At 66.6% G+C, this 12,940-nt stretch carries 8 protein-coding genes and 1 pseudogene; 8 read left to right on the plus strand and 1 reads right to left on the minus strand.

From position 1 onward, the window contains the following. Positions 1–68: 68 nt before the first annotated feature. The 4 genes from AB0D49_RS40610 (at position 69) to AB0D49_RS40625 (ending at position 6,666) form a co-directional block, all read left to right on the plus strand. Positions 69–1,955, plus strand: a complete 1,887-nt coding sequence (locus AB0D49_RS40610) for a DUF4157 domain-containing protein (protein WP_362768924.1) — start codon at positions 69–71, stop codon at positions 1,953–1,955. A gap of 51 nt (positions 1,956–2,006) precedes the next feature. Then, a complete protein-coding gene (locus AB0D49_RS40615) occupies positions 2,007–2,435 on the plus strand; it encodes a hypothetical protein (protein ID WP_362768927.1) in 429 nt (142 codons plus the stop codon). Positions 2,436–2,906: 471 nt separating this feature from the next. Continuing rightward, entirely contained in the window at positions 2,907–4,028 is a 1,122-nt protein-coding gene (locus AB0D49_RS40620; RefSeq protein WP_362768929.1) for an IS630 family transposase, read from the plus strand. Between the two features lie 493 nt (positions 4,029–4,521). Beyond that, complete coding sequence (locus AB0D49_RS40625; protein ID WP_362768932.1) at positions 4,522–6,666, plus strand: hemopexin repeat-containing protein; 2,145 nt, start codon at positions 4,522–4,524, stop codon at positions 6,664–6,666. A gap of 533 nt (positions 6,667–7,199) precedes the next feature. Here AB0D49_RS40625 and AB0D49_RS40630 read toward each other — a convergent pair. Further along, a complete protein-coding gene (locus AB0D49_RS40630; protein ID WP_362768935.1) occupies positions 7,200–7,544 on the minus strand; it encodes a hypothetical protein in 345 nt (114 codons plus the stop codon). Between the two features lie 121 nt (positions 7,545–7,665). Here AB0D49_RS40630 and AB0D49_RS40635 point away from each other — a divergent pair. The 4 genes and pseudogenes from AB0D49_RS40635 to AB0D49_RS40650 all read left to right on the plus strand — a co-directional run. Next, positions 7,666–7,926, plus strand: a pseudogene (locus AB0D49_RS40635) (transposase family protein); the annotation flags it as partial. Positions 7,927–8,293: 367 nt separating this feature from the next. Continuing rightward, positions 8,294–8,614, plus strand: coding sequence for a trypco2 family protein (locus tag AB0D49_RS40640; RefSeq protein WP_362768938.1), 321 nt, complete (start codon positions 8,294–8,296; stop codon positions 8,612–8,614). A 411-nt stretch (positions 8,615–9,025) separates the two neighbouring features. After that, complete coding sequence (locus AB0D49_RS40645) at positions 9,026–11,905, plus strand: hypothetical protein (protein ID WP_362768941.1); 2,880 nt, start codon at positions 9,026–9,028, stop codon at positions 11,903–11,905. A 422-nt stretch (positions 11,906–12,327) separates the two neighbouring features. Beyond that, on the plus strand, positions 12,328–12,852 hold the full coding sequence (locus AB0D49_RS40650) for a hypothetical protein (protein ID WP_362768946.1): 525 nt from the start codon (positions 12,328–12,330) through the stop codon (positions 12,850–12,852). Positions 12,853–12,940 lie beyond the last annotated feature (88 nt).

Below are 12,940 nucleotides of genomic sequence, written 5' to 3' on the forward strand. Positions count from 1 at the left end.
GAAGAATGCAACTCCTGGCCCCAGCGACAGCCAGCCTGGTACGTCGGCAGATCGGAACGGGAACCCCGTTGGACGGGACGGAGCGGGCGCGCCTCGAGGCGGCCTTCGGCGTGGATCTGAGCGAGGTCCACGTCCACTTCGGCCCCACGGCCGACCACCTGGCCCGGTCCTTCCACGCCGATGCCTTCACCGTGGGAGCGGACATATTCTTCAGCCGCGGGTCATGGCGTCCCTCCACACCCGCAGGAATGCGCCTGCTGGCGCACGAGATCGCGCACAGTGCCCAGCCCCACGACGGTGGCGGCGCGGATCGCGATCATGTGCAGGCCGCCGGCCACCCGGCGGAGCACCGGGCCGAACTGGCGGCGACGTCCGTGGCCGGCGGACGCCGACCCGCGGGTCCCTGGACGGCGCCCCGACGGATCACGCCCGGCTCGCCGGTCGTTGTGCAGTGTCACGGCTCGGCTGAGCACAAGGAACTCGGCGAGTGCAACTCCGTGGACCTCGACATCGTCGCCCGGGCCCAGGCAGGTCACAAGGGGGAGGGCGACTCGGGTGACTACCTGAGGAAGCTCCGCGCGTACCAGCTCCTCTGGCAGACCCACCCTGAAGACGTCACGGAGGATTCGATCCGCGAGCATGCTCCCTTCAGCGCGCTCCGCATGGTCCGGCTGCAGAAGAGCGGCCTCCTCGTCACCTGGGGGGAGCTCAACACGCTGCCCGACTACCTGCCACAGCCCGACATCCTGGCCGAACAACCCAAGGAGGTCCTGCTCCCCATCCTCCAGAGCGTCCGGCAGGAACTGCACAACCAGATCGGGAACAACTACCTGCTCAACGACGGGGACCAGCAGAACTTCGACGGGAACATCGTCAACTGGCGGTGGCCGGAGTTCATCCACCTCATCCTCGACACCACGAGGGTCAACAGCCTCACCACCCAGTACCAGGTAGGCAAGGCACAGAACGTCGTCGGGACCTACTACGCCCTGCTGGCCAGGAACGCGTGCCACTTCGCCCCGTTCTCCTGGCACCGCTGGTACGCCTACTACATGAAGGCGCGGAGCTACGCCGAGAAGTCCTACGGCCAAGGGGAGGACAGCTCCGACTGGTACCACGCCCAGCTCCACCTGTGCTACGCCGACCACTTCCTCCAGGACTCCTTTGCGGCGGGCCACCTCATCAACAAGACCCTGGTCATGCAGTGGTTCCTTCAGTGGGCCGCTGGGCAGTCGTTCCTCCACGTTCCGAACTGGGACAAGATCAAGGACATGACCGCCGGTCAGCAGCCCCATCTCGCCGGCGGATCGGCCGTGTACACGCAATGGCCCTACACGGGCGTGGTGAAGGATCCCGAGACGGGGCAGGAGTACACCACCCGAGCGCAGCGCCGTGATGCCTCCGGCGTCATCGCCCACGGCGGCCAGAGCCTCGACGACGTCTACCAGAACTACCTGTACATGCTGACCTCGTCGATCACCCAGGCCTCCACCGCGGCCCTGCACGACCACTTCAACGAGGCGTCCCTCTGGGTTGCGACGAAGGACCGTCAGAACGCCTTCCAGGTCTGGGGCGATTACACCCTGCTCAAGAGCGGGGACGGCGTGGCCTACGCCCGCGACACCTGCCAGATGAGCCAGGAGTCCATCCTCAACCTCCACTACACCGGCGACGACGGTGGTATCAGCGCCGACGACATCCACCAGCGGTTCCCCAGTCGTGTCGGCTCCAGCGCGAGCGAACTCCACGACATCCAGGCCTGGCACGGCAGCCTCCAGCACCTCGCCACCACCACGCTCTTCCCCGGCCTCATCACCAAGAGCTGGGCGCTGTATTTCCAGCAGACCCTCGGACACATCTCCGTCGACGACAACTTCAAGGTGCTCACGGAGCAGGACCTCGAAGCCTGGCGGACCGCACGCAACCCGCGCGGCTCGAACGCGGGACGAATCTAGGCGCCACCAAGTCCCGATCACCTCCCAGAGCAGCAGACAAAGGAGCTCATGATGCCCATAACGAACGCCATAGTGCTGCCGTACTACAGCGACGGATACCCCGTTCCCAGCGGGTGGCAGATCGTGCACCGGCCGAATCAGGGAGACTCCGACATCCGGAAGGGCGCTGGCGGGGACACCCTCTTCATCGTCGTCGAGCCCAACGGCGCCGACCTGCCCATCACCGGATTCCAAGCCACGGACAAGATCCCTGACGGTTGGACCCGGGCGTCATACGACATCGACGCCTCCGGCAAGGCACCCACCGGTAAGAGCTACCTCTCGTACACGCGGGATGCGAGCCACGGAAGTCCGATCGAGGAGCTCACCCTGTCGAACAGCTCCACGCTTGACGGGTGGGAGAAGCTGACCGACGACCTCCTGACGCACGCCGGGACGGGAACGCCCTCCGTCTACCTCTTCGGCAAACGACTCGCCTGAGCTTGACTCCGCCGGCAATCTGGGTGGTCGCCAGCCGCGCAGAGTGATCAGCCGCCAGGATCGTGGCTGTGGTGCAAACCGACCCGGTAGCACGGTCCCTGTTCCTGTCCGGGTGCGTAGGTGCCCGCCCTGACTTTGCAGGTCGCACGGGTGAGCAACCCGACGGGCGGAGTCAACATGGGGCGGGCTGCTCAAGCCGGAATCCGCCGCTGCAACTCCGACCTCACCGAGACAGAGCGGCCCCAGGGCCAACCGCTGTCGCCGCCCAGGAGTGACTCAACGACAGGAGAGCATCCCGGGCTGCTAAACCTCCAATTGCCTGACGCTCTAGGCCACTTGCCTACAAAGGCACACACTGGGCCGGGTCTGCCCGTCGGTATCGCTAGTGCCCTGACCGAATAGGTTCGCCGGGTCGGTGGTCGTGGCGGTTGGATTGGTGGGGGACGTCGGATACGACTGCTGGAGGCGTGAGTGGCCGAGCCTGTCCGTGTGCGCAGACTGACCGACCATGAGGGGCACAAACTGCGGCAGATCGTGCGTCGGGGCAGCACCAACTCGGTGCGCTACCGGCGCGCGATGATGCTGCTGGCCTCGGCCGGCGGGAACCGGGTGCCGGTGATCGCCCAGCTGGTCCAGGCCGACGAGGACACCGTCCGCGACGTGATCCATCGGTTCAACGAGATCGGCCTGGCCTGTCTGGACCCTCGGTGGGCGGGAGGCCGTCCCCGCCGACTCAGCGATGACAACGAGGACTTCGTCATCCAGACGGCCACCACCCGCCCCGCCAAACTCGGCCAGCCCTTCACCCGCTGGTCGCTGCGCAAGCTCGTCGCCTACCTGCGCAAAGTGCACGGCCGGATCATCCTCATCGGCCGCGAGGCGTTACGCTGCCTGCTCGCCCGCCGCGGCGCCACCTTCCAGCGCACCAAGACCTGGAAGGAGTCCCCCGACCCGGACCACGAGGCGAAAATGGACCGGATCGAGGAGGTCCTTGACCGCTTCCCGGACCGCGCGTTCGCCTTCGACGAGTTCGGCCCGCTCGGAATCCGGCCCACCGCAGGATCGGGCTGGGCCGCACGCAAACGTCCCGACCGGGTGCCGGCCACCTACCACCGCACCCACGGGGTGCGCTACTTCCACGGCTGCTACTCAGTGGGCGACGACCGCCTGTGGGGCGTCAACCGCCGCAGGAAGGGCGCCGCGCACACGCTGGCCGCGCTGAAGTCGATCCGCGCCGCCCGGCCCGACGGCGCCCCGATCTACGTGATCATGGACAACCTGTCCGCCCACAAGAGCGCCGGCATCCACCGCTGGGCGAAGAAACACAAGGTCGAGTTGTGTTTCACCCCGACCTACGCCTCCTGGGCGAATCCGATCGAGGCGCACTTCGGTCCGCTGCGGCAGTTCACCATCGCCAACTCGAACCATCCCAACCACACCGTGCAGACCCGTGCCCTGCACGCCTACCTGCGCTGGCGCAACGCCAACGCCCGCCACCGCGACGTCCTGGCCGCTGAGCGCAAGGAACGTGCCCGCATCCGCAGCGAGAAGGGCATCCGCTGGGGCGGTCGCCCGCTCACCACCGCAGCCTGAACGACCCGGCGAACCAATGCGGTCAGAGCACTAGATCACCCGCTGCTGCTTTCCCGGCCAGTACTCCGGCGGGCCAGCGACCGCCTTGCACCTCGCGCACTGCATGGCCCGCGGTACCCAAGTCCCCGGCCCAACCAGTTCGGACCCAAGGACGCCGCACTGAAGACGGACAAGCCCCGTCCCGCCGCTCGTCGACGTGCGAACCCCTACGCCGAGTACCCCGGGCATCGCGCCGGTGCCACCGGGCACTTGCGAAGTCGTCCTGCCCGACTGGCTTTCACACGAATCGGGGCTCGTTGACGGCACCCCGGAACGGGGCCGTCGTTGTCGAAGGAACCTTCGAAAGCCACCGATGGACCACCGCCCAACCGGCAACCAATCAAAGAGATCGTCAAGAGTGGCCGCAATGCCACAGCAGCTCGCGCAATCCAATCACCGGGCTTATCGCCCCATTACCCGGGCCGTCCGGCCCCAGCATCGACAGGAGAGCATCATGGCCCCGCTGACTCCGATCACCGCCGACGGCAGTGGCGGGAGCGCGTACAGCGAATTCATGAAATCCGTCATAATCGCAATCATGGCGGGCCAGACGCCCGCTGATTTCGAGGGCCGTCGAGTCTACCGGACCGACGTCAGCCATCCGCAAGGGTCGCGAGGAAACACCTTTGCTGTTCGCATCCGGGCAAGTGAAGATGTTGCGCTGGACTACTACGTCCGACGGGACAACCTCTACGGCATCGGCTTCGCACCCGTCATCGGACCAGCATCGGCCCCAGAAGTGCTCTACTACTTCACGGGCGGACAGGGCGAAGTCAGCGGCCTGGACCTGGGAATCAGCCTCCGCAGCCTCGAGCTCGAGGAGAACTACCAGAGGTTGGAATCGGTTGCACGCCACCCGCGCTGGAATGTGACGATAAGCGAGCAGAGTCTGGCGGACGCAATCCGGCGAGTGAACCCGGAGACCCCGGCGCCGAGCCGGGCAGACGCGGTGATCGTAATTGCCGAGATGATCTCGGAAGCCCTACGGTTTCGCTGGATCACCCGAACCGTAAACAATGCCTGGCACGCTTTTGAGGCCGTATCCCAAGCGGACAGGCGGCAAATGGTCGAGCTTGAACGAAACTGGGACACAATCGGCGGCTTCCTGCAGCGCCTTAACGCCGATCCGCTTACTCCCCCCGACCCTCGCGCGCTTCAGCCCCTCGCCATCGGCACTGAGACCTTCGCTACCGTGAAGGACATTGCGGCAGTTCTCCTGATCATGCTCTGGCACCGTGCCGCCGGCGGCGGTAGCCGGGTCGCAGTGAGCGAAAAGCCGGCAGCTGGCGCGGGAAGCCAGCTCCGGGGCATCTACCCGATTCTCGATGCGGCGGCCGACGCTCCCGACGGTACGGCATGGTTCCTGAGGTCCAACGAGTGCCTGAAGTACGACTGCAACACCGACAAGATCCTTTCCGGGCCAGCCCCCTTGCGCACCGCCTGGCGCGGGTTGGCAAAGACGGACTTCGCCAACGGAGTAGACGCCGCATCCGGGATCCCCCTGCAAGAAGGAGTCTGGCTCTTCCGCGGCTCCCAGTACGTGCATTACAGCCCCAAGCAGCAGAAGGTCATCCGCGGACCGAAAGAGATCTACGACGGATGGCCCGGACTACAAGACACCAATTTCGTCGACTACCTCGACGCCGCTCTTGCGGACCCCGGCGGCGCCAACGTGGTCTATCTCTTCCGGGACAGCGAATTTGTACGCTACAACCTCGCCGACGACACGAAGGAAGGGCCCACCGCGATCAAGGACTGGCTTACAGGGCTCACCAACACCCCGTTCGCTCAGGGGATCAACGCCGCCCTCGCGGTCCAAGGGAACCCCGATCGTGTCTGGCTCTTCCGAGCCGATGAGTACATGTGCTACGACCGGAAGAACCACACCATCGTCACCCGCAAACAAGTTCCAGCAGGTTGGGCCCCATTCCAGGCCAAGCAGTTCGTCGACCGAATCGACGCCGCCCTGCCGCACCCAACCCTGTCCGACCAGATCTGGTTCTTCCACGACGACTGGTACCTGCGCTACGACGCGGCCAACGACACCATCACCAAACGGCCCACCCTCCTCACGGACGGATGGCCCGGACTCGCATCCGTTGCGGGCTTCAACCAGTGGATCGACGCGGCCCTGCCCATGCCGGCACAGGAAGGCCAGCCGAACCAGGCATGGTTCTTCCACGGCCACACCTACCTGAGGTACGACCTCGACAACGACACGATCAAGGTCAACCCCACCCCCATCGAGGACGGCTGGCCCGGGCTCAAGTCCGTCGGCTTCGACCGTGTTGACGTCGCCACCGCTGTATCGGGCAACCCGCACGAGGCCTGGTTCTTCAAGGACGACCAGTACGTCCGCTACGACCTGCGCACCGACAAAGTGCTGAACGGCGGTGCCAAACCGATCGCTGAAGGCTGGCCCCCGCTGGGAAACACCGGGTTCGCCTATGGCATTGATACCGCCATCGGCGCGGGCGGGGACGATGTCTGGTTCTTCAAAGGCAATGCGTACGTTCGGTACAACGTCGATTCCGACGTCCTCGTTGTCGGCCCCAAGGCGATAGTCGAGGGCTGGAAGTTCATCGTCCCAGCCTCGTAAGATACGTGGTCGGGTCAGGTTGTCGTGACCCGACCACCCCGATTGAGCCGGTGGCCCTGCGGTACGTCTTCATGGCGTTCATGTCCCTCGACCCGACCGGTGAATGCCGACAGCGCTTTATGAGGTGCTGGAAGGCCGCGTTGAACGCCTTCGAGGTCGCCTTCGGCGGCCGACCTCTCCGCCGGCCGCCGCTAACTCAACCCAACCGGGTTACAGCCTTTCACCAGACACATCCTGACGCGTGCTCGCATCGGCTGCGGCTCACTCAGGGACCGACAGGATTGAGCGGCTCGGAGGAAGCTGGCGTGGGCTGCCTTCGTTCCTCGTGTGCCAGCGGTGGGCGATGCCGTCGGCGGCACCGAGGAGGTCGGCGAGCATCCCCCAGAATCGCGCTGACAACGGGTGCCTGCCAAGCACCGTTGCGGACCCGGTTGGCAAGGGGGACGCCGAGACGTTCACGTCAGCTTCGAGTCACTGGTTTTCAAGCGGATCCCAGCGCTGATCTGAGCAGGCCACGTTCTGATCAGGCGGTTCTACTCGTCACCGCCCGCCGGGTGGGGGGATGTGGGTGGGGACGACCGCTCCTGGGCGAGGAAGGCGTTGAGCCCGCTGTAGGTGAGCGGGGCGTCGTGCTCGTCCATCATCAGAGCCCAGATCTCCGTCGTGGTGTGGCCGCTGGCGGCCATGGCTCTGATGAGTTCGCGGCGCGTGGTGTCCCAGCGGGGGATGTTGCGGGAGAGTCGGCGGGGTTTCTCCTGTTGCAGGTTCCTGCGGAGGTCTCTGCGGCGGAACTTGTAGCGTTGGGCGGCGAGCCGCAGCGGGATGCCCCTGTTGTAGAGGTCGGTTGTCGCGAACAGAAGATCGACGCCGCGCGTCAAAGTTGGTGCTGTGCCACCGGTGGGGTCTTCGGTGATCCGGGGGTGTGGCTTGCCTGAGGCGTCGGCGAGTGCCAGGCGCAGGCCGGCAATGGAGAACCTGAAGCAGTGGAATGATCACGCAGTGACTGGTGTGATCACGGCTTCGGAGCCCTCCTGGATAGCCCCGTTCAGCGGGCTCAGCCCGCGGCAGTTCGGCAAGCTGATCACCGCGCTCCGGCGCGAGGGTGCGGATCCGGTGCGCAAGGGCCGGCCGTGGAGCCTGCCGCTAGAGGACCGCGTGCTGCTGGTCGCCGCGTACTGGCGGACGAACCTCACCCTGCGCCAACTGTCGCCGCTGTTCGGGGTGTCCAAGTCCGCAGCCGACCGCATCATCGACCATCTCGACCGAACTCGTCACCTACACGGACGCCGCGATCTACCCCGATGCCATCGAACTCGTCGCAGCAGCACTCGCCAAGCATCCTCGCGATTCAGCGAGATCTACTGGCGAGAACTCTCCGCGTCTCCGAACGGTGGCACCTGCGGGTCACGGTCACTTCGCCACTCAAGATTCCTCATCGCAGGTTAGAGCGACCGCGTCAGAGACGACTCGGTGACACAGGACAGTGTGCGTTCCGTCAGATGATGCTGCGGCCGGTCGTGCGCCCTGCTCCGGGCATCCGCCCAGGCCGGTCATGGCGACCCGGGCGGGGATGTTGTGTGGGATCGTGTTGCGGACGTTTTCCACGAGGCACCGAGTGGGGGAAGCAGTGACCAGGAGCGGCGAGGGCGATTCGCTGGACGTAGCTGACGCGATCGCATTGATACGCGGGCAACTCGTCGAGGCACAGCGGCGGATGGCGGACGAGGGGCACGACGGTGTGCTGTTCTCGGTGGGGGAAGTCACTCTGGAGATCGGGCTGGAGCTGACCAGGGCGAAGAGCGTGGGCGGTGGGCTGCGTTTCTCGGTGGTCAGTGCCGATGGGAGGGCTGACCGGGCGAGGAGGGCCACCCACACGGTCACGGTGACACTCAATCCCCAGGGACCGGACGGTGCTCCTCTCCCGGTCAGCGACTTCGAACCGGAGTAGGTCCGACGGGTCGAAGGGGGAGGGGGGATGGTGGAGTTCGACCGGAGGGTTCAGATCCGGGTTCACCGGCGGGGAGGCGCGACCTTCGGGTCGGGCTATCTGGTGGCTCCGAGTCTGGTGCTGACGGCAGGGCATGTCGTCCGGGAGGCCGTGCAGTCGGAGGGGTTACGGCTGTCGGTGTGCCGTCCGGACGGAGGGAAGGCGCGGTTCGCCGCCAAGGTGGTGTGGCATCGCGGGGACGCCGGTGCCGACGCGGCGCTCGTAGAGATCGACCCGCTGCCGGAGGACGGTGTCGGTCCCCGCTGGGGTGATCCCCGGTCGCTCGCCGGTGTCCGGGCGAGGGCGCCGCAGCGGTGGGGACGGATCATCGGTACCCGCTCCCACGAGGTCACCGTGGCGGGTTTCCCACGGATGGAGAGGGAGGCGGATTCCGGCGAGCGCCTTGACGGGCAGCTGAGCGGGCGGATTCTGCCGGGGACCGGGTCGCTGGCGGGCCGGTACACGGTGGTGAGTTCGGACGCGACCCGCTGGGTGGACGCCGGGCGCACCGCATCCGGCTGGTCGGGCATGTCCGGTGCGGGGGTGATCGTCGAGAGCCCGCAGGGCGATCTGCTCTGCGGTGTGATCCGGGAGGACGTCCGGGCCAGGAACGGGAGCCTGCTGACCGCCACACCCGTCTCTGTGCTCCTCGCGGACGACGAGTTCACCAGGATCGTCACCGAGCGCAGCGCCTGGGTGCCGCTTGTGGAACCTGCCGAACCCACAGCGATTCTGGAGCCGGCCGGACGGCTGCGGAGCGTCCTGTCACCGACGATGCTGCTGCGGGCGGACGCCGAGGTGGTGCGCTTCCAGGGCCGGGAGGAGGAGCTGCGGGCGCTCGAAGGCTGGTGCGAGGAGGAGACCGGCGGTTTCTCGGTCAGGGTCCTGACGGGACCGGGCGGACAGGGCAAGTCACGCCTCGCCCGCCGGCTGAGCGAGGGCCTGCGCGCGAAGGGATGGGTCACCGGGGAGCTGCGAGGTGATCTGCGCGACCTCGCTTCGGCGGAGCTGGAGTCGCTGAGGACCGCCTTGCCCTTCCTCGTCGTCATCGACTATGCGGACGCGCGTCCGATGCTGGTCCGGCAGGTCATCGACCATCTCCGCAGCTGCCGGCACCGCACCCGGATCCTGCTGCTGGCCCGGGATGACGGGAGGTGGCGGACCGACGGGCTGGCCGCTTCCCACGCCGACGAGATCCTGGCCCGCACACCGGTCACCGAGCTGGCGCCCCTCGCGCCGGAGAGCGGCCCGGCGGGCGCTCGTACGGGGTTGTTCGACGATGCCCTCGTCGACCTCTCCGAGGTCCTGGACGCCACAGCGGACTTCCCTGGCCGTCCGCCCTCCGGATGGCGGGCGCTCGCCGCTGCCCTCCGTGCCCCCGGCGACCTGGACTGTGCCGCCTACGAGTCGGTGCTCACGCTGCACATGACCGCGCTGGTCACGCTTCTGCAAAGCGGCAAGGCCCCGGTCACCACGCCACACGACGAGCCTGCCGAGGGCACCCTGCTCCGCCACGAACAGCGTTACTGGGTGAGGGCGGGGGAACGGCTCGCGCCACTCCCGAACGACACCGTCCAGCGCGCCACGGCCGTCGCGACGCTCTGCGGGGCCGCGGACCCGGTCGAGGCCGTCGCTGCCCTCAGCGCCCTCCCCGAACTCTGTTCCGCGGAAACGCCCTTGGTGGCGGCGTGGCTGCGCACGCTCTATCCACCCGGCCCCGACGGCTACTGGGGCGCGATCCAGCCCGATCGTGTAGGTGAGTACCACGTCGGCCGCGTGCTGCTCGATTTCGACCAGCCGCTTCCGCTGACAACGCTCCTGGCGCGGTGCACCGCGGACCAGCAGATCCGGGCGTTCACCGTGCTGGTGCGTGCGGCCACCGCCGAACACCTCGCGGGCCGTACAGCCCGAACGTCTCGTATCCAGAAGGCGCTGCGGGACAGTGTGGACCACGTCGACCTCGGTATGGACGTGCTCCAGTATCTTCAGGTCGCCGAGCGCTTCAGCAGCCGTGGTGTGGAGGATTTCCATCTGCGACTCGCCCAGCGCCTCGTGGAGGCATGCCGCCATGAGGCGCTGGGCGGAACGACTGCGGCGCGGGTTCGGCTCGCACTCGCGCTGTCCTCTCTGGCCGTGAGCCACAGCCGCGGTGGCCGCCACGACGCGGCCCTGGACGCGCATCAGCAGAGGCTGCGGATCTGGAGGGACCTGGACCCATCCCACTCCAGCCGCGATGTCCAGTACGCGCTGGCGCTGTGCGGCAGCGGTTCCTACCTTCGCTCCGCCGGAAGGCATCAGGAGGCTGTGCGCTCGTGGGCGGAGGGCATCGCCCTGATGGAGGCCGAGGCACGGAAAGACCCCGGCCATCTGGACACACTCGCGTTCCAGTATCAGGGATTCGCCGACATGTGCCACAGCCTCGGACTCGTCGACGACACGATCAAGGCACTGCGTCGCGCGGTGGCGATCAACGAGGCTCTGAACAGCGCCCGTCCCGATGAGCAGTTCACGCTGAACCTGCTGCGCGGCAACCTCGTGGCTTCACTCGCGTCCGCTGGACGGCTCAACGAAGCCTCGCACGTCGGGGCGGATCTGGTCGAAGGCCACCGGCTGGCGGCTCTCCGCAACCCCTATCGCGACGAGCCCCTGCTGATCAGCGCGCTCAGCGGCCTCGGCAACCTTCAGAAACAGCTGGGAAGATATGAAGAGGCATGTCACGCGCTTCGAGAAGCCGTCGGCATAGCACAGCGCAGAAAAAGCCTCGGAATCGACACCAGCGACACCAACAATGGAATCGTTCGCGACACGCTGCAACTCGGCATCTGCCAGGCCGACGACGGACGGATGCCTGAATTCCTCGAAAGTCTCCGACACGCCCTGGACGCATGGCACCAACTCGATGACACACCCCCGGACCACGATCACGCCGCAGCGCTTCTCCTCTCCCGTGCGGTGTCCGTCCTGGTCGACGCAGGCATGCTGCGGGCAGCCCTGGAACCCGCACTGGCCGCACTGTTGCACACCTACCGGCTGGTCTGCCGAGATCCCAAGGAGCACCTGGGTGAACAATTCCGGCTGAGCGAGATCATGAATCGCATCAACCAGCACGCGGACAACAGCTGGTATGAGGAGATTCCCCGGATCGAAGAGCTGTGGGACCGCCTCACCCCACTGAAGTTGGCCGCTGAGGAATCCGCACGGGAAGAAATTCTTGCAGGCATCCTAAAAGGAAAGCTGAGGGCAGACCTGTAACTGCCTTCCATGTGTAACGCCTGGGCCGGAGAGCAGCTTGCGCCTGTCCCATTCCAGGACGCCCAGGTGCGTCCCGTGCTTCGGCACGGTGGGACACGCGCCTGGGCGCACGCCCCCGAACGGCGGCATCTCCAGGTCATGGCTGACCGTCGCCACGTCGCCCTCATCCGAGTGATCTGGCCGATGCCTGCCGGGAGTTGATCGCGCCGGTCCTGGCCGCCCGGCGCTTCCCTCTCTGTCAGCATGAGGTGAGACATCCCGGTTTGTCCGGCTAGTCTCAGGAGGCTGGTGTGGTTCCACCCCTCTGCCCGGTGACGACGACGTGATGGTTCTCATCACTGTGGACGGTCACGTAATTCCCCAAGGGCTGTGGTCAGGTAATTCCCCAGGTCCTGGCTGTGTGAGGGGCTAGGTTGGTGATCGTGGATACCCGGGGGCGGATGTATTGGTATGTGGGTCCGGCTGAGCTGAAGGAGCTCGTCCGGGCGGGTGGCGAGGGCCGGAGCGTGCGTTCGGCGGTGGACTTCGGTGTGTGGGCCTCGGGGCTGACCCTGGATGAGCTGGCCGAGCCGTTCACGTTCGTCGTCGATGCCGGCGGGATGTTGCGGCTGGCTCCGCGCCGCAGCGAGCACGTGGTGTGCGCCGGCGGCGAAGAAGTGCTGAGCGCCGGCGAGATGAGCTTCCATGAGGAGTCCGGGCGGTGGGAGGTCGAGGAGGTCAGCAACCAGTCGACCGGATACTGCCCGGACGTCATCTCATGGCCGGCCGTGGCCGAGGCCCTGGACCGGATCGGGATTCAGCGCCCGTCCGGCTTCACTCATGAGGTGGTCTTCCGGTGCTGCTGCTCCTGCCGGGAGCTGAACATCGTGCGGGAGGAGGACTTCGTCTGCGTCTTCTGCGGCGAGGACCTGCCTCGGGAGTGGAACGTTGCCGAGCTGGATCGCTAGTGCTGTGACCGGATAGGTTCGCCGGGTTGGTCAGGCGGCGGTGGTGAGGGGGCGTCCGCCCCAGCGGATGCCTTTCTCGCTTCGTATG

The sequence above is a fragment of the Streptomyces sp. NPDC048290 genome (genome assembly GCF_040652095.1).
In the GTDB taxonomy this organism is placed as follows: domain Bacteria; phylum Actinomycetota; class Actinomycetes; order Streptomycetales; family Streptomycetaceae; genus Streptomyces.

Excerpts from the sequence above, each read along its gene's own strand:
- AB0D49_RS40615 (WP_362768927.1), top strand. The coding sequence starts at position 2,007 with ATGCCCATAACGAACGCCATAGTGCTGCCGTACTACAGCGACGGATAC.
- AB0D49_RS40625 (WP_362768932.1), top strand. The coding sequence starts at position 4,522 with ATGGCCCCGCTGACTCCGATCACCGCCGACGGCAGTGGCGGGAGCGCG.
- AB0D49_RS40645 (WP_362768941.1), top strand. The coding sequence starts at position 9,026 with ATGGAGAGGGAGGCGGATTCCGGCGAGCGCCTTGACGGGCAGCTGAGC.